The organism is Sphingobium sp. SYK-6 (assembly GCF_000283515.1).
In the GTDB taxonomy this organism is placed as follows: domain Bacteria; phylum Pseudomonadota; class Alphaproteobacteria; order Sphingomonadales; family Sphingomonadaceae; genus Sphingobium; species Sphingobium lignivorans.
This window is the reverse complement of sequence record NC_015976.1, coordinates 3495075-3512229: the sequence shown is the minus strand read 5'-3', so window position 1 is coordinate 3512229 and position 17155 is coordinate 3495075. Positions and strand designations below refer to the sequence as shown.

The 17155-nt window shown below is 65.7% G+C and carries 18 protein-coding genes; 4 read left to right on the top strand and 14 right to left on the bottom strand.

All coding sequences use genetic code 11. The features are described from left to right. Nucleotides 1–258: 258 nt before the first annotated feature. From SLG_RS16090 to SLG_RS16075, 3 genes are all read right to left on the bottom strand, one after another. Nucleotides 259–1017, bottom strand: coding sequence for a hypothetical protein (locus SLG_RS16090; RefSeq protein ID WP_014077561.1), 759 nt, complete (start codon nt 1015–1017; stop codon nt 259–261). Nucleotides 1018–1195: 178 nt separating this feature from the next. Further along, a complete protein-coding gene (gene arfB, locus SLG_RS16080) occupies nt 1196–1600 on the bottom strand; it encodes an alternative ribosome rescue aminoacyl-tRNA hydrolase ArfB (protein WP_014077560.1) in 405 nt (134 codons plus the stop codon). Continuing rightward, a complete protein-coding gene (locus SLG_RS16075) occupies nt 1593–2327 on the bottom strand; it encodes an RluA family pseudouridine synthase (RefSeq protein ID WP_014077559.1) in 735 nt (244 codons plus the stop codon). The genes arfB and SLG_RS16075 overlap by 8 nt, the downstream gene beginning before the upstream one ends. Nucleotides 2328–2350: 23 nt before the next feature. Between SLG_RS16075 and SLG_RS16070 the strand changes: the two genes are divergently transcribed. Next, nucleotides 2351–3358 (top strand): acyltransferase family protein, encoded by a 1008-nt coding sequence (locus SLG_RS16070; protein WP_051003791.1) that lies wholly within the window; start codon nt 2351–2353, stop codon nt 3356–3358. A 184-nt stretch (nt 3359–3542) separates the two neighbouring features. Further along, the gene (gene ctrA / locus SLG_RS16065) at nt 3543–4250 is read left to right on the top strand and encodes a response regulator transcription factor CtrA (protein WP_014077557.1); all 708 of its coding nucleotides are present in this window, start codon (nt 3543–3545) and stop codon (nt 4248–4250) included. Nucleotides 4251–4331: 81 nt separating this feature from the next. Here ctrA and SLG_RS16060 read toward each other — a convergent pair whose 3' ends face one another. Together SLG_RS16060 and dcd are read right to left on the bottom strand one after the other, a co-directional pair. After that, nucleotides 4332–5135 carry a metallophosphoesterase family protein gene (locus tag SLG_RS16060; RefSeq protein WP_014077556.1) on the bottom strand — a complete coding sequence of 268 codons (804 nt, stop codon included), beginning with the start codon at nt 5133–5135 and terminating at the stop codon, nt 4332–4334. A gap of 133 nt (nt 5136–5268) precedes the next feature. Next, the gene (gene dcd / locus SLG_RS16055) at nt 5269–5823 is read right to left on the bottom strand and encodes a dCTP deaminase (RefSeq protein ID WP_014077555.1); all 555 of its coding nucleotides are present in this window, start codon (nt 5821–5823) and stop codon (nt 5269–5271) included. A 238-nt stretch (nt 5824–6061) separates the two neighbouring features. On the opposite strand from dcd, the gene SLG_RS16050 reads away from it, so the two are divergent. Further along, nucleotides 6062–7813 (top strand): hypothetical protein, encoded by a 1752-nt coding sequence (locus tag SLG_RS16050; protein WP_197535672.1) that lies wholly within the window; start codon nt 6062–6064, stop codon nt 7811–7813. 42 nt (nt 7814–7855) lie between these two features. On the opposite strand, the gene SLG_RS16045 is transcribed toward SLG_RS16050, so the two are convergent. Genes SLG_RS16045 through SLG_RS16035 form a run of 3 tightly spaced genes read right to left on the bottom strand, consistent with a single transcriptional unit; the run spans nt 7856 to nt 9515 of the window. Further along, complete coding sequence (locus tag SLG_RS16045; protein WP_014077553.1) at nt 7856–8314, bottom strand: cytidine deaminase; 459 nt, start codon at nt 8312–8314, stop codon at nt 7856–7858. Further along, nucleotides 8311–9036, bottom strand: coding sequence for a GH25 family lysozyme (locus SLG_RS16040; protein WP_231848692.1), 726 nt, complete (start codon nt 9034–9036; stop codon nt 8311–8313). The genes SLG_RS16045 and SLG_RS16040 overlap by 4 nt, the downstream gene beginning before the upstream one ends. Then, nucleotides 9033–9515: a UPF0262 family protein gene (locus tag SLG_RS16035; protein ID WP_014077551.1), complete on the bottom strand. Its 483-nt coding sequence runs from the start codon at nt 9513–9515 to the stop codon at nt 9033–9035. Before SLG_RS16035 ends, SLG_RS16040 begins: the two co-directional genes overlap by 4 nt. 201 nt (nt 9516–9716) lie before the next feature. Between SLG_RS16035 and SLG_RS16030 the strand changes: the two genes are divergently transcribed. Beyond that, complete coding sequence (locus SLG_RS16030) at nt 9717–11207, top strand: replicative DNA helicase (protein WP_014077550.1); 1491 nt, start codon at nt 9717–9719, stop codon at nt 11205–11207. Between the two features lie 163 nt (nt 11208–11370). Here the strand turns inward: SLG_RS16030 and SLG_RS16025 are convergent, their stop codons facing one another. The 6 genes from SLG_RS16025 to SLG_RS16000 form a co-directional block, all read right to left on the bottom strand. Then, nucleotides 11371–11859: a GFA family protein gene (locus SLG_RS16025; protein WP_014077549.1), complete on the bottom strand. Its 489-nt coding sequence runs from the start codon at nt 11857–11859 to the stop codon at nt 11371–11373. A 166-nt stretch (nt 11860–12025) separates the two neighbouring features. Continuing rightward, nucleotides 12026–13843, bottom strand: coding sequence for a DUF885 domain-containing protein (locus SLG_RS16020; RefSeq protein WP_014077548.1), 1818 nt, complete (start codon nt 13841–13843; stop codon nt 12026–12028). Nucleotides 13844–13984: 141 nt separating this feature from the next. Beyond that, the gene (locus tag SLG_RS16015; protein WP_014077547.1) at nt 13985–15169 is read right to left on the bottom strand and encodes an NAD(P)/FAD-dependent oxidoreductase; all 1185 of its coding nucleotides are present in this window, start codon (nt 15167–15169) and stop codon (nt 13985–13987) included. Nucleotides 15170–15258: 89 nt separating this feature from the next. After that, complete coding sequence (locus SLG_RS16010; protein WP_014077546.1) at nt 15259–15843, bottom strand: class I SAM-dependent methyltransferase; 585 nt, start codon at nt 15841–15843, stop codon at nt 15259–15261. Nucleotides 15844–15938: 95 nt separating this feature from the next. After that, nucleotides 15939–16718 (bottom strand): phosphoadenylyl-sulfate reductase, encoded by a 780-nt coding sequence (locus tag SLG_RS16005; protein ID WP_014077545.1) that lies wholly within the window; start codon nt 16716–16718, stop codon nt 15939–15941. After that, on the bottom strand, nt 16711–17151 hold the full coding sequence (locus SLG_RS16000; RefSeq protein WP_014077544.1) for a DUF934 domain-containing protein: 441 nt from the start codon (nt 17149–17151) through the stop codon (nt 16711–16713). Before SLG_RS16000 ends, SLG_RS16005 begins: the two co-directional genes overlap by 8 nt. Nucleotides 17152–17155: the final 4 nt, after the last annotated feature.

Sequence of the window (17155 nt, the reverse complement as noted above, 5' to 3'; positions counted from 1 at the left end):
GGTAAAAGGGGATTGGGGAGAACGGAAAAGCGAGCCGGGTCGCAAAGATATCGCGTCCGGCCTCAACATATTCGAACGAGGAGCCTCAGAAAACCCGGCCACACCCGCATTCGCCAGTGCTCGAGGGCACCGTGGACAAATTCGATGGCGTTGGGAAACGGCGGTTATACGGCATTTTCCTTCCCGAAGCCGCCATTCGGGACATGAGGCTTCGCAGGCGCCAGCTATTCCGCGCGAATGACTTTGTAGCCATCACAATCAGCAAGGAACCGCGGGAGACAGCGCATCGACAATCTGTGTCGTTACCTTGGCCTTGAACAAAACGATGTCACAAAAAAGCCCGAAGATCAGCAATAGCCAAAGGCCATAAGCCCAGCCCACGAAATCGCCGTAAAGGATGGTAAAAAACCAGTTCTGGCCAAACAAATAGATGACGCTCCCCGTTGCGACGGCCACCCCGAGCAGGATGCCCGGCACAAACAGCTGGCGCGTATAGCTAGGCCTCGCAACTGAAAGGACTAGCAGAAGCACGAAGGCGAACATGTTTGTGCCAAGGAAAATACGCAAATCGCGTAGCAGATCGGTGACGATCTCGCTGTACTTTCCCTCAATTATTCTGCGCAGTTGAGGCTCGGCGCGCTGCAAGTTCGAAAGGCGCGATTGACCAACTGTATCTAGGCCTCGTCGCATAAATTCACGGCATTCGCAATCGGCATCCTGCATCCTTGCCAAGGTGTCTGCAATCTGCGCGTCGAGTCCACTTGCCAGATGCTGCCGCAGCACGCTGATCTCCTCTTTGTTCCGCTGCGCCAAAACCTCGGCCATACCGCCGACTCGGACGTCCCGAGCTTCTCGTGGGTGGATGCCGAGTTCATTTTTGATTTGCCGCTTTATCTGGCTCTGAACGAAGCCGCGCGCGGCGCGCTCGACATGGATCGGCGACACATACGTCAGGACCAGAACCGAACCAAAAATGGCTAAGCCCGCAAAGCCCATTAATCCTAGCGTCCACTTCATCCCAACCCTTTCGGCATGCGACGAAGTTAGACAGCCCGGTTGGCAGCCGCAACGAAACTTGTGATGAGGCTCGACTCCTGCTGCTGGTGTCCGCTTTCCACAACTAATCAGCCACGGCGCTGGCTACCAGGGCGACCCAACAGCAGACCATTTGTCGGGCCTAAACCGTCCGCCCTACCTAGTCGATCCGCACGCGCGTGCGCGCTGCCTTCACGGTGCTGCGGGCTTTCTTGGCATCCACCCTGCGGGCCTTGGCGGCCTTGGAGGGCCTTGTGCGAATGCGGCGGGCCTCGCGCTCGTCCGCCTTGTCGAGCATGGCGATGAGGCGGGCGCGGGCATCCTCGCGATTGGCTTCCTGGGTGCGGAAGCGCTGGGCGAGAATGACGAGCGTGCCGCTCGCGGTCAGCCTCGATCCGGCGATGGCCTTCAGCCGCCGGTAGCTCTCCGGAGAGAGGCCGAGGCGGAAGACATCGACCCGCAGTTGCACCGCGCTGGCCACCTTGTTCACATTCTGGCCGCCGGGCCCGCTTGCCGTGATGAAACGCTCTTCAAAAGCCTCGTCCGGAATGATCCGGTCAGACATCGGAGCTGTCCAGCGCCTCTGCGTCGGGAAAGCCGGCCTGGGCGAAGCGGGGCGGCACGGGCGCGATCGCTGCGGCGGGGGCCTTGCCCGGGCGTGGCATGGAAAGGCTGCGGGCGTGCAGCAGCAATCCCCCGGTCCAGAGTGGCTCGGCACCGGACGAATAGACCGGATCGCCAAGAATGCCGAAGCCCAGGCCATGGAGCGAATGAGCGCGCAACTGGTGCGTGCGTCCGGTCTCCGGCGTGAAGCGCAGCAGCGCGCGGCCGTCCCGCGCAGCCAGCAGATGCCAATGCGTCACGGCCTGCTTGCCGGCCGCGTCGGGCACCATGCGCCAACCGGTCGCGGCCGTGCTCCGCTTGGCGAGGGGCAGATCGATCACCCCTTCCGGCGCATCGGGCACGCCATCCACCACCGCGAGATAGCTTTTCTCCACCGCGCGCGCCTCGAAGGCCTCGGTGAAGCGCTTGGCGGCCTTGGGATTGCGCGCGAGCAGCAGGCACCCGCTGGTATCCCGGTCCAGCCGGTGGACCGCGACAGGCCAGCGCTCGAAGCCGAAGGTCAGCGACGCCAGATGATTGTGAAGGCTGAGGCTTCCATCGCGCGGAGGATCGACCGGCAGACCGGCCGGCTTGTCCAGAATGATCGCTTCGCCGTCGATGAAGAGCACGCGGTCAGTGATGGGCGAAAGGCCGCCTGAGTGGTGTTGTGATCGTGAGTTGACTGCCATGAACGAGCCTATAGGCCGTGCCCATGAGCGGGGGAAGCAGCAAGCGCATGACGGGGGAGGCGAGGGCCGGCCTGGCAGCGTCCGCGCGGCTTGACTGGGTGGACGCGCTCAAGGGGCTCGGCATCATCGCGGTGGTCGCCGGCCATGTCTGGACGCGCGGCGCCGTGCGCGACGGCATCTATGCGTTTCACATGCCGCTCTTCTTCATTCTCTCGGGCTATACGGCCAGCCACAGGCCATGGGGCGCTCTGCTGCGGTCCTGCGCGCGAGGGCTGGGGCTTCCGTTCCTCAGCTTCTCGCTCCTGCTGCTCGCCGCCGATTTCATGATCGAGGGGGCGCGGGGCGTACGGCCGATCTTTCCCGACTGGGGGACGGGGCTGGCGACAATCCTTCTGGCGCCCGAGACGCTGCGGGGGCCGTTCACGATCTTGTGGTTTATCCCGTGCCTGTTCGTGTCGCGTCTTGTCTGGAATGGCGTGATCGCCGGGGGACGCACCGCGGCGAGCCCGCGCGTCGCGGGATTCATGGCCGGCGTGCTGGGGCTTTCGCTTTTGCTGCCGGCCATGACGGCGCATTCGCCGATGGCGCTGCTGTCCGTGCCCGGCGCCGTGCTGCTGATGTGGGCCGGGGGCCTCTGGCGCCTGCGCGATCCGCTTGCGCGGCCCATCCTGCTTACCAGTATCGTGGCGGCGCTGATCGTCTTGGCATGGTTCCCGCCCATCAACATGAAAGCCGGCGATCTGGGCTGGCCGGTGCTTTCGCTGGCGGGCGCCTTCGCGGTCACGGTGGCGCTTGCCGCGCTCGTCCGGGGGCTGCCCCGTCCGGCCCTTGCAACGCTCGGCTGGGTCGGGCGCCGGTCATTGACCGTGATGTATGCGCACGTCGCCTTCATTCACTATCTTTCGCCTTATGCGTCGAAAGCCGTTCTCCTTCCCGTCGCATTGGGCGCATCCCTGGCGCTGGATGCGCTGATCCGGCAATCGTCTCTGGGGCGCCGGCTTCTGCTCGGAGAGCCCGGCAACGTGCGGTGAAGGCGTCGTCAGCCACGCCTCCCGATCGGTGTGACTTTCGCCGTCAAGCAGTCGCGACTCGCGGAGACAAGCCACTTTACCCAAAATTAACCTTTTGCGTTCATACCTCATATGGTTAATAGTTGCGCTCGGGCCTGCCATGCCGGGTAAGGCGCGCCGGACGATCGAACAGAGGGGCTAGCATATGCGCGTGCTGCTGATTGAAGACGAACCGACGACCGCCAAGGCGATCGAACTCATGCTGACCACCGAAGGGTTCAACGTCTATACGACGGACCTGGGCGAGGAAGGTCTCGATCTCGGCAAGCTCTATGATTACGATATCATCTGCCTCGACCTGAACCTGCCGGACATGCACGGCTATGACGTGCTCAAGAAGCTGCGCAGCGCCCGCGTCCAGACGCCGGTTCTCATCCTCTCGGGCATTTCGGAGATGGACAGCAAGGTCCGCTCCTTCGGTTTCGGCGCCGACGACTATGTGACCAAGCCTTTCCACAAGGAAGAGCTGGTGGCGCGCATCCATGCCGTGGTTCGCCGGTCCAAGGGCCATTCCCAGTCCGTCATCCGCACCGGCAAGCTTGCCGTCAATCTCGACGCCAAGACCGTGGAAGTGGACGGCAACCGCGTTCACCTCACCGGCAAGGAATATGCCATGCTGGAGCTGCTCTCGCTCCGCAAGGGCACCACGCTCACCAAGGAGATGTTCCTCAATCATCTCTATGGCGGCATGGACGAGCCGGAACTCAAGATCATCGACGTCTTCATCTGCAAGCTGCGCAAGAAGCTCAGCCTGGCCTGCAGCGGCGAGAATTACATCGAGACCGTCTGGGGTCGTGGCTATGTGCTGCGCGATCCCGATGAAGCGATCGACGATTTCACGCAGGTCGCCTGACGCGCAGCGACGCTCCTGAAATCTCCTGATGCGCGAAGCCGGTGGAGCGATCCGCCGGCTTTGTCATTTCCGGGCTTCCGGTCAGTCGTCGATGCCGGAGAAATCGCCGGTGCCAGGACCCGAGGTGCTGAGGAACCACTGGTCGCTGCCTTCCAGCCCGACCGCGGTGAGGACCCCCGAGGCATAGGCGCCGGTGTCGATCCCCATCCGATTGCCCTTCTGATCGACGCCGGACGTGATCGAATGGCCGTGGATGACGAAATAAGGGTGGGGCTGCTCGAAGCTCAGAAATTCCTCGCGAATCCAGCGCAGGTCCTTGCCTTCCTGCTCCTCCATCGGGACGCGTGGCCGAATGCCGGCATGGACGAAGGCATAATCGCCGATCAGCACCCGGTCCGACATGCTCTCCATGAATTGCAGATGCGCGTCGGGCACGGCGGCCATCAGCCAGTCGCGCAGTTCGCCCAGCGTCATCTGGTCGAGATCATTCTCGGTCGCGCCGTAGCTTAGCAGGGTCTCCCGGCCGCCGATGCGCGTCATGAACCGCAGCGCCGCCTCGTCGCCGCGGGCCGCCATCAGGAAGACTTCCTCGTGATTGCCCTGCAGGCAAGTGATCGAAGGCCACCATGTCCGCAATCGCAGGAGATAGTCGAGAACGCCCGCGCTCTCCGGCCCGCGATCCACGAAGTCGCCGAGCATGATGAGTTCGGTCGTGCCGTTGGAGCCGCGCGCCTGGTCGTCGGCGGCGATCATGTCGATCAGGTCCTTCAACAGGTCGAGGCGGCCGTGAATGTCACCGATCGCGTAGACCCGGCGCCCCTCGCCCAGATGGGGCGGATCGACGAGAAGGTCCGGTGCGGACTTCGCTCTGAAAAGGCCGAACATGCACGGCCATTATAATGTCAGGCATGGCCTCAGGACCAGAGCTATTGTTGCGGCTGCGAATGAGCCCGGCGCGGCGCGCGGTCGCCATGTCGCTCCGCCGCCTTCGTGCTCGGAACCGTCGGGGGGCAGGCCCTTAAAGCCGTGGCAGCGTGACGCCGCGTTGCCCCATATATTTGCCGGCGCGGTCGGCATAGCTCGTCTCGCAAGGCTCGTTGCCCTGCAGGAAGAGGAACTGGCAGGCGCCTTCATTGGCATAGATTTTCGCGGGGAGCGGCGTGGTGTTGGAGAATTCCAGCGTCACATGGCCTTCCCAGCCGGGCTCGAGCGGCGTCACGTTCACGATGATGCCGCAGCGCGCATAAGTGGACTTGCCGAGGCAGATCACCAGCACGTCGCGCGGGATCCTGAAATACTCCACCGTGCGGGCCAGCGCGAAGCTGTTGGGCGGAATGATGCACACGTCCGTCTTGCGGTCGACGAAGCTGTTGGACGCGAAATCCTTGGGATCGACGACGGCGCTGTCGACATTGGTGAAGATCTTGAACTCGTCCGCGACGCGCGCATCATAGCCGTAGGAGGAGAGGCCGTAGCTGATGCAGCCCTCGCGCCGCTGGTTTTCCACGAACGGCTCGATCATGGCGCTTTCCTGAGCCTGCGCGCGAATCCACTTGTCGGAGAGTATGGCCATAGCGCGCGGTGCTAGCCGCTCGGCGCGGGGAAGGCCAGCCTCCTTCGCGGGACGCGCGCTGCTTGCCCTCCCTCGCGGCGGACGGGGCGATTGATGGATTGCGGCGGTGCGCTGGCAGCTTATGCTGTTTGCGTGAACGCGGACGGGTGGGCTGCAGGACGGTCTTCCCGCCAGGAGCAACAGACGAAAAACGGGGGAACCTTGAATGCGTGATCCGGCAGCAATGTCGCGCCGAACGATGCTGGCGACTGCGGCCGCCAGCAGCGCGGTGCTGGCGGGCGGACCCGCGCTCGCGCGTGAAGGGCCTTCGGAGCAGCCCAATCCCGCCCGCCTCCAGCTGCTGACCTCGACGGATAGCGTCAACACCCCGCGCCGGGGCGCTGGCGTGATGAAGCTCAGCTTCTCCAATCCCGAACCGTCCGTGGATTTCGGCGGGCTGATCTTCGGGTTCGAGATCATCACCTTCGAGAATGTCTACGGGATCGATCCCGCCACCGTCACGGTGACGCGCGAGGGGACGGCGGGGCTGACGCTGGTGGCGAAGGGGCTGACCTGGGCCGGCGGCCAGCAGCGCGCGCCGGGCAGTCTCACAGCCCGGCTGGTCCGCAGCGCGAACAGCGCGATCGAGTGGGAGGTCGAGGCACGGCTCGACAAGCCCATCAAGGCAATCAAGACCATCGTGCGTGGCCTGCCGCGCGGGCGGCTCTCGGCCTCGGCCCGGGAATGGATCGATCCGGGCGAGGATGAGACACGGTTCGAATATCCGGCGCTCATGGATGGCATGGGAACGCCCTTGGCCGCGATCGAGGGCAAGGACGGGCGCATCTGGGGCATTTCGGCGCTGCAGACGCAGGTGCGGCCAGCCCGCTTCGCTTTCCTGCCGGGGCCGGAGGGATACAAGGTCGAGCTGCTGCACGAGCAGGCGGGCTGGGACCGGCGCGGCGACGTGCGGACCGCAACCTGGCGCATCGCGTCTGCCGCCGATTTTGCCGGCATCGCCGCGCCGCACTTCGAGACGGTGCGCCGCAACTGGAACCTGCCGGACTTCGCGAGCCGGGCCGACGCGCCCAGCTGGATGAAGCATCTCGCGCTGGTGCTCGCGCTCCATGGGGAACACTGGACCGGCTATGTGTTCAACGATTTCGACCGGCAACTCGAGATCCTGCGCTGGACGGCGAAGCAGATCGATCCGCAAAATGTGATGGTGTTCCTGCCCGGCTGGGATGGGCGCTATTATTGGGACTATCCGGCTTTCCGCGTCGGTGCCGAAACAGGCGGGGAGGCCGGGCTCGCCCGGTTGATTGCCGAAGGGAAGACGCTCGGCTTCCGTTTCGCGCTGATGTTCGGCAGCAATATCGCCAACCCGCAATCGCCCCTGTTCGCGCAGATGGCCGATGCGCAGATCCGCACCATCTACGGCGTGCCGATGGCCGCGGATTATGTGGACTGGGACGGCGACCGCAAGGGTGATGCCAGCATGACCTTCATGAATCTGGCGGTGCCGAGCTGGCGCGATCATCTCAAGGGACGCATCTCCGACATGATCACGCGCTTCGGGATCGACGCCTATTTTCTCGATATCTGCGGCCTGTGGGAGAACAACCTGTCAGGCGACATGCTCGAAGGGACCCGCACGCTGGTCAGCGAGCTGGCGGCGCTGCACCCGGGCATCCCGCCCATCGCCGAGATGCAATATGATGCGCTGATGGGCTTCATTCCCATGAACCAGGTGGCGCGCTTCCCGCTGTATCCGCAGGCCAATTTCGGCCATGTCGCCTCCTACAATCATCTGAGCTGGCCGGCGCCGGGACGCGGATCGAGCGGTGTCCATGAGGCGGGGTTCGGCACCTACCGGCCGGTCAGCGCGGACCAGCCGCAGATTCCCACCATCACCTTCGTCGACGACAGCTTCACCACGCAGCGCACTCTGGTGGCGAAGGACATCGCGACGGCGAAGGCGCGCTTTGCGGCGCGGGGCAATCGGACCTGAAGCAACGAAGCGTAAGCGAAGGTTTCTGGCGCACCGGCCCGCTTATGCAGGGCCGATCCCGAGGTCCGCGGGGCCGAAGGCATGGGGCAGGAGGTCGTCCAGCGCGTGGCGGGCAACGGCATCGCCGGCGGGCGCGGCGCACAGGATGGAGAGCGGCCGCCCGGCCATGTCCTGCGCTTCCTTGATGATCTGGCGGCAGCGCCCGCATGGCGTGATGATCGCTTCGCCCGGCGGGCTGTCCATGGCGCCGCCGGTGACGGCGATGGCGGCAATGTCCCGCAGGCGGCCCCTGGCATTGGCGGCCGCGATGGCGACCGTCTCGGCGCAGAGCGAGAGGCCGTAGCTGGCATTCTCGAAATTGCTGCCGGTGATGATCGTGCCGTCCGTCAGGCGCAGGGCGGCGCCCACGGCGAAGCGGCTGTAGGGCGCATGGGCGTGGCCCATCGCCTCTCGCGCTGCCGCGATCAGGGCCCGGTCGCTATCGTCCAGTTCATCGCTCATCGCCGCACCGCATTCCATTCGATCGACCCTTCAATGCCGTCGACGCGCCGGTATGTCGAGGCAGTCCACATCACCCAGCGCCGGGTCGCATAATCGGGCGGGAAGAAATTGCCTTCCAGCCAGAGCGGACGATTGATGCCGCCCGCCACGTCATAGCGGGCCTCGAAGGCATGGGAGGGACGCAGGATCGCCGGTTTCGCGCTGTGCGTCTCGATCTGGTTGAGGAAGATGTTGAGTTCGGCGAGCAGCATGTCGCGGCTCGGGCGGTCCGCGCAACCGGGCTGGAAATCGAGCTGCACGGCGGGCGGCAGCATCGCCGCATCCCGGGGGACCGTGGCAATGAAGCGCGTGGCCTGGCCCGAGGCGCGCTCGCACAGGCTGAAGCGGTGGATCGCGCCATAGCGCAGCCCGTTGCGGCGCGCGCCGGCCAGATAATCATCGAAGGCGGGATCGCGCGATCCCGCACCGCTGGTGGCGAGGATATAAGCGAAGTCGGCGCCCGCCGCCCGGGCCATGCGCCAGTTGATCTCGCCGCTCTCGGCGGTGAGGGTCAATCCCTGCGTCGGGAAATGCGTGCGCGACGGTGTCCAGTGCCGCGCGAAAAGCGTGGCCCCGCCGCCGATGAGCGCCGCCAGAAGGAGCGTCCCCACCATGAGGCGCAGGGGCGTCAGCTTGATCCGGCGGCGGGGCCGGGCGCGGTGCTGTGTCGTCCTTCCAGTCACGAGCGGATGTGCAGTACGCAGATGAGCGTGAAGAGACGCCGCGCCGTGTCGAAATCGACGTCGATCTTGCCTTCGAGCCGTCCCCTGAGCAGTTCGGCGGCATCATTGTGGATGGCGCGGCGTGCCATGTCGACTGTCTCGATCTGGGCGGGGGTGGCCTGGCGGATGGCCTGATAATAGCTCTCGCAGATCGCGAAATAATCGCGGATCGCGCGCTTGAGGCTGGCCAGCCCGAGGATCACGGCTTCCAGCGGACTGTCGTCCGCGCGGCGGATCTCGATCACGAGCCGCCCGTCGGCGACGCGCAGGAACACCTTGTAAGGGCCGGCATAGCCATCGGGATGCGTGCGCACTGGCGCGAAGCGGTTCTCTTCCAGCAGGTCGAAGATCGCGATGCGACGTTCCTGCTCGACGTCCGCGCTGCGCCACAGGATCGTCTTGTCGTCGAGCGTGATGTCGATGATGCGCGGGTCGGCCATGGTCCGCTGCTTCCCTAGGCCTGTGGCGAAGCGGCGGCAAGGGGAGGTGCAGGCGCATGGACGGGCGCGGAGCGGGGAGGATCGGCCGCCCGGCGGTGGCCCGCGTCATTTCCTCCCCGATCTTATCCACAAAGCGTCCACGGAACTATTGGTGTCGAGGCCCTTGCCCTTCGCTCGTCGAAGGCCGATTGTGCGCGCCCCATGACCGATCCGATCCGCCTCTCGCCGGTGCCCGACACCGCATCCGAAACGCGCCTGCCGCGCAACGTGGAAGCGGAGGCCGCGCTGCTCGGCGCGCTCATGATCGACAATCGAATCGTCGAGGACGTGCAGATGGATCTGCGCGCCCAGCATTTCTACGAGCCGCTGCACGGGCGCATCTATGACGCCATCCTGAAGCTGGTCGATCGCAACATGGTCGCCAACCCGGTGACGCTCAAGCCATTGATGGAAAGCGACCCGGCGCTCAAGGAACTGGGCGGCCCGGGCTATCTCGCCCAGCTGACCGGCAGCGGCGCGGCCGTCATCGGCGCGCGCGATTTCGCCCGGCAGATCTATGATCTGGCGCTGCTGCGTGAACTGGTCGGCGTGGGCCGCGATCTCGTGGACAAGGCGCTCGACACCTCCGAATCCATCGATCCGCGCGGGCAGATCGAGCATGCCGAAATGGCGCTTTATGCCGTCGCGGAAGCGGGCGGCGAGACGGGAAGCATGAAGACCTTCGCCCAGGCCACGCGCCTCGCGGTGGAGATGGCGGAGAAAGCGCTCAACTCCGGGGGCCATGTCTCGGGCATCACCACGGGGCTGGACGGGCTCAACACACGCACCGGCGGCCTTCACCCGTCCGATCTCATCATCGTCGCGGGACGGCCGGGTATGGGCAAGAGCTCGCTTGCCACCAACATCGCCTATAATGCCGCGCGGCGCTGGGTGCGCGACCTGGCGGACGGCATCCCGCCGGAGAAATCCATCGGGGCGCCCGTCGCCATTTTCAACCTCGAAATGTCGGCCGACCAGCTCGCCACGCGTATCCTCGCCGAGCAGTCCGGCATCAGCGGCGAGGCCCTGCGCATGGGCAAGATCAGCCATGGCGATTTCCAGAATCTCGTGCGCGCCTCGCGTGAGTTGCAGGATCTTCCGCTCTATATCGACGATACCGCAGGCCTCACCATCGCGGCGATGCGCACCCGCGCGCGGCGCCTGAAGCGTCGTCACAATATCGGGCTCATCGTGGTCGACTATCTCCAGCTTCTGCAAGGCACCGGCAAGATGGGCGAGAGCCGCGTCAACGAAATCTCGGAGATCAGTCGCGGCCTCAAGACGCTGGCCAAGGAGCTGAGCGTGCCGGTGATTGCCCTGTCCCAGCTCAGCCGCGCGGTGGAAAGCCGCGAGGACAAGCGCCCCCAGCTCTCCGACCTTCGCGAATCAGGCTCCATCGAGCAGGACGCGGACATGGTCTGGTTCCTCTACCGCGAGGATTATTACGAGATGAGCAAGGAGCCCAAGATCGAGGAAGAGGGGGCTTATGCCGCCTGGGTCGAGAAAATGGACCGCATCAAGGGCCATTCCGAGCTGATCGTCGCCAAGCAGCGTCATGGCGCGACCGGCAAGGTGCGGCTCTACTTCGATGCCAAGATCACCCGCTTCACCGATCTTGCCGATGACGGCATGGCGGCTGCCTACGACGATTGAGCGAAGCGCCGGGGCATTCGGCAGCACGCGCAAATTTGCGGATTCTGACGAAGCCAGGAGCCAGCTTTTCAGCCATTTTGTTCGTCATCCCGGATCGAGTCCGGGATGACGTCGTTCATGACGATATGGTGCGCTGCCATGGCCTCGGAATTGTCCGCGCCGCCTAATCGACCCAGAGGCCCCGCGCCCGGTGCCAGTCTTCCAGCGTCTCGTCGGGATAGGCTTCGAAACACTGGTCGTCCGGGCCGATCTCCGGGTTGACCCAGCCTGCCTTCGACCCGAGCATCATGTGAACCAGTGCCGGCGCCCTGGGCAGCTCGCTGTCGATGGCCGAGGCGAAGGGATGGAAAAGCGCGGGATATTCCGGGCTGAACACCCACAAGGCGCTGGCGCAGGCGGCGCAGAAATGGCGCTCGCCGGTGCTGGTGCTGCATCCGCCTTCGCCGTCGTCCAGCGTGGCATGATAGACGGCGGTTTCCCCCTCGACCTTCAGCGTGCGGCTGTCGGCGTGAAGATTGATCGCATATCCGCCACCGCCGGCGGTCTTGCGGCATATCGAGCAATAGCAGCGCATGAAGGGGACCGGCGCATGGCTTTGCGCGGAGAAGCGAACTTTGCCGCAGCGGCATGATCCATGAAGCGCGAGAGGCATGGCCAGATCCTTTCGCCGGGCAAACGGATGGAGCGGCGGGCCGGTTCCGCTTTTCCGCCGTCAATTTCCCGACGCGTCGACATAAGGCAAGCGGCGGGAAGGGGCGCCGCGCCATCCCCCCGCCGCATGGCGGCTCCCGCGCGGGGGCGGGAGCCTCGCCGTGAGATCAGGCCTTCAGGAGCGCTGCCGTGCGGGCCTCGATGCGCTGCTCGAGGATGGTGAGCGGCATGGCGCCGTCCTTCAGCACTTCATGGAAGGTCTTGAGGTCGAAGCGATCGCCCAGCGTTGCCTGGGCCTTGGCGCGTGCGCGCGTCCAGGCGGCGTGGCCAACCTTGTAACTGCATGCCTGGCCGGGCTGCGTGCAATAGCGCTCGACCTCGCGCTGGCAACGCGGCTCGGCGAAGCCCGTGACATCGACCATGTATTGCGTCGCCTGCTCGCGAGTCCATCGCTTGGCGTGCAGGCCGGTGTCCACGGCAAGGCGCGCGGCTCGGAAGAGGAAGGACTGGAGATAGCCCGCCCGCTCCAGCGGCGTTGCATAAGCGCCCAGCTCGTCGGCGACTTCCTCGGCGTAGAGGGCCCATCCCTCGCTATAGGCACTGAAGCCGCCCACGCGGCGCAGCGTGGGCAGCGCGCCGGCTTCCTGCATCGTCGAGATCTGGAGATGATGGCCAGGCACCGCCTCATGATAAGTGAGGGCGGGCAGGCCATATTTCGGCCAGTCGGCCACGTCCTTGAGATTGATGTAATAGATGGCGGGACGCGATCCATCCAGCGCGGCGCGGCGATAATAGCCGTTGGACGCGCCGTCCTGAATCTCGACCGGCACCGCGCGGATTTCCAGCGGGGCATTGCTGGGGTTGTTGAACGCCTTGGGCAGCAGCGCCTTGCACTTGAGATAATCGGCGTTGAGGCTCTTGAGCAGTGCGGCGCGGCCCTCGGCCGTGTCCGGATAAAGCTGGTCGGGGCGAGCATTGAGCGCGGTCAGGCGGGCGCCCACGCTGCCTTGCGTCAGGCCGTTGTCACGCAGGATCACGTCCAGCGCGGCACTGATCTCGCGGACCTGATCGAGGCCCATCTGGTGGACTTCGTCCGGGCTCATCGTGGTGGTGGTGGATTGGGCCAGCGCATCGGCATAGATCTCGTCGCCGCGCGGGACGCGCCACACGCCGTCCCCTGCCGCCGAGCCGGGCTTCAGCTGCTCGACAAGCGCGATCTGCCGATCGAGCGCGGGGTAGACCTTCTCCGCGACGATCTTCGCGGCCTCGGCAGCCCAGTCACCCGCGACGCCCGCCTTCGCCGCGCGATCGGCCAGCGATCTGGTCATGGAGCAGCTTGCGGCCGGCTGCCCGCGCAGGGTCCGCATCTGGCCTAGGGTCAGATCAAGCGACCAGGCCGGCGCGAGATAGCCGCGCTGCGCATAGGCTTTCTGCACCTCGCTGTCATTGTCCAGCTCGGTGGCAAAGGCGGCGAGGCGCGAGAGATAGGCCTCGCAATCCGTCTTCGTCGCGATGGTGTGCGCGCTGTTCAGGAAGTCGGGCGTGCTGAAATAGGCGCCGCCCTGCTGGAAGATGCGATAGGGCCGACCGATGGAGGACAGGTCGTACTTTCCGCCAGCCACCAGACCACGCTCGAGCGTGTAGCGCACGCAGGCGAGGTTCAGCGCATCCTTGTCGCCCAGCGGCCGGTCCTTGAACGCGTCGAGCATGGCGAGCGCCCGGCGGGTCAGGGCGAGATCGTCCGCCACGGCCTGCAGGCTGTTATCGTCCAGCTTCGCCTTCATCGGCGCGCGCGGACCTTTGTCGAGGCCAAGCTGCGTCGCCATTTGCGGCGAATTGTCGACCATCATTTCGAAGATCTTTTCGAACGTGGCATCGAGGGCCGGCAGACCGTCCGAAGGCGCGGCGCTCTGCGCGAAGGCGCGTGGCGTCATGCTGACGAGCGCGGTTGCGGCGGTGGTGAGGAGAAAATCGCGGCGTTTCATATTGGGCGGCTCCGTCGATTGCGGGATGGCGGGAACGTAGCGTTCTGGCGGCTTGTCGCAACATAATTTCGTGGCGCGTATTTTCCGGCGGGCACCGCCTGTCGCGGCCGCCAGACTACGCGATGCCCGCTCTTTGGTAGCTTACAGCGCCTCGGCCGCTGCCCGCGCGCTGGCCCATGCCCACTGGAAATTATAGCCGCCGAGCCAGCCGGTGACGTCCACGGCCTCGCCGATCGCATAGAGGCCGGGGAGGCGGCGGCTTTCCATCGTGCGGGACGAGAGGCCATCGGTATCGATGCCGCCTGCGGTGACCTCGGCCTTGGCGAAACCCTCCGAGCCGGTCGGGGCGAACCGCCAGTCGGCAAGGCGCGCCTGCGCGGCTCCAAGCGCGCGGTCCGACAGATTGCCGAGATCGCCGGCGAGCGCGAGCCGCGCGTCGAGAGCATCGGCCAGTCGCTCCGGCAGGGCGTGGCGCAGCACGCGGCGCACGGTCGCGCGGGGGCTCGTCCGCTTGGCGCCGAGCAACCAGTCGGCGGCGTGATCGGGCAGATAGTCGATGGCGATGTCTTCCCCATGTTTCCAGTAAGAGGAAATCTGCAGGATCGCCGGGCCGGAAAGGCCGCGATGCGTGAACAAGGCTGCTTCCCGAAACGCCACTTTCCCGCAGCGCACCACGACCGGGGTCGAGACGCCCGACAGGTCGCGAAACAGCGCGTCCGCTCCGCTCAAGGTCAGGGGCACGAGCGCGGGCCGGGGCTGGACGATCTTCAGGCCGAAGCGGCGGCCGAGTTCATAAGCAAAGCCGGTGGCGCCCATCTTCGGTATCGAAGGGCCGCCGGTCGCGATCACCAGCGCGGGGGCCGTGGCGGATTGCCCGCCCGCCAGAACGCGGAACAGGCCATCGGCATGATCGACGTCGCCGACGGCTTGCCCGCAGCGCAGCTCGACCGCGCCTTTCGCGCATTCCTCCAGCAGCATGGCGACGATCTGCCGCGCGGACCCATCGCAGAAGAGCTGCCCCAGCGTCTTCTCGTGCCAGGCGATGCCGTGGCTCTCCACCAGGGCAAGGAAATCCTGCGCGGTGTAGCGGCTGAGCGCGGAGCGGGCGAAATGCGGGTTCTGCGAGAGATAGCGGTCGGGCGCGGTATATATGTTGGTGAAATTGCAGCGACCGCCGCCCGAGATGAGGATCTTCTTGCCCGGTGCATCGGCATGATCGATCAGGAGGACCCGCCGCCCGCGCTGCCCGGCCACCGCCGCGCACATGAGCCCCGCCGCACCCGCGCCGAGAATGATCGCATCATAAGGGGCGGGCGGCGAAGGCATGGGCGCGCCTTAGCGTGCCGAAACTCGAACGTCTCGAAAAAGCTGGGGCGTGCTCTTTCATCGAAGGCCCTCGCCTTCCCGATCGTGCTTCAGAGTCCCGGCCTTGCCGCGTCATGATAGAGGTTTCCGCCTTCGTCCGTGAAGCGGTCAAGCAGCGACAGGCCTGCGGCGGCGAGCATCTCCTCATAGACATGCTCGCCCAGCGAGACCGAGCGGCGCCCGGTCAGCCGGTCCTGCCAATCGCAGGCCTGCCGTGGCGCGGTGAACAGGAAGCGCCCGCCGGGATGCAGGGCCCCGGCCACGCGGTTCACCAATGCCCGTTGATCCTCCGGCGGCAACAGGAACAGCAGGCCGATCGCGATGACGGCATCGAAGGGCCGGTGGAAGAAGGTGCTGTCCTGCGCAGCCTCGCATGCGCTCGGCCTGTCCGGAAAGCGCGCGCGGAACGCCTCGATCATGCGGGGCGATGCATCGATCCCGAACAGCTCGAAGCCCGCGTCGATCAGCGTCTCGGCCATCGGCATGCCCGATCCGCATCCCAGATCCAGGATGGCGGCGCCCGGGGGCAGGGCGTCTCGCGCCCAGTCGCGCACGCGCGTGGCGCCCATGGCGGATCGCACTGCCATGAATTGATCGGCAATGGCGTCCCAGCCCTGCGATCGGTCGATGCTCATGCCGCGCGGCGCCTTCCGTGATGGGAGGCGCTCGCTTTAGCAGAGGCGCCGCTGCGGGGCATTGCGCTTTCGACCGTCAGTCCGGGGGGCGCCCCTCAGAACGCCGGCTGGTTGGCCGGATCGTCCGGGTCGCCTCTCGGCGTGGAAATGGTGTGGATGCCGCATTCCACCTTGTCCCAGCCGCGCCAGCGCCCCGCACGGGGGTCTTCGCCCGGCATCACCTTGCTGGTGCAGGGCTCGCAGCCGATGGAAAGATAGCCCTGGGCTTCCAGCGGATGGCGGGGCAGCGCATGCGCCGCGAAATAGGCGTCGAGCGCGGCCTTGTCCCAGTCGCCCAGCGGATTGATCTTGAGCCGGCCGTCCTCGATCTCGAAGCGCGGCAGATTCTGCCGGGTGACGGACTGGAAAGCCTTGCGGCCGGAAATCCAGGTGTCCAGCCCGGCCTTAGCGCGGGCAAGCGGCTCGACCTTGCGGATGGCGCAGCAGCCATCCGGATCATAGGACCAGCGCAGGCCCTTGTCGTCCTTCCGCGCCAGCATCTCGGGGTCGGGCGTCACGACCTCGCTGTGGGTGAAGCCCAGCATGCCCACGAGTGTGTCGCGATATTCCAGCGTCTCGGGGAACATCTTGAGCGTATCGACGAAGACGACCGGCGTGTCCCGATCCGCCTCGGCGACCAGATGTAGCAGCACGGCGCTTTCCGTCCCGAAGGACGAGACGACCGCGACTTTCCCCAGATTGCCTTCGCGCAGCAAGGTGCGCAGCATCGTGCCGGCATCCACACCCTCGAAGCGGGCGTTGAGCGCATCGGCATCGGCCTGCGTCCAGCGCGGGGCAGTGTCGATCCGATCGATCTTGCGCGCGGCCTCACCCATGATCTTGTCCATGCCGGAGGGCCCAGACAGGCCGCGTGGCATCGACCGCTTTCTGGTAGCGGTAGGGGAAGAGGGCCAATGTCGCGTCCACCAGCGCCGGGTCGAGCGGCTTGTCGGGCGTGAAGCTGTCGAAGCCGCAGCGGATCATGTGGCTGAGCTGATCGACCGCGACATCGCCCACCGCGCGCAGCTCGCCCGTATAGCCCGCCTCACGCAGGATGCGCGCCGCCGAATAGCCGCGCCCGTCGCCGAAGCTCGGGAAGTTGATCTCGACCAGCGCGATCCGTTCCAGGTGCGGCAGCAGCTCCCGCGCATCCTCGCCGGGTTCGATCCGCACCGCGGTCGCGTTGCTCTGGCCGGAAAAGGCTTCCAGCGTCACGGCCGGCAATTCGGCCGCTTCGCCACTTTCCCTCAGGGACAGGAATTCCATCATGCGG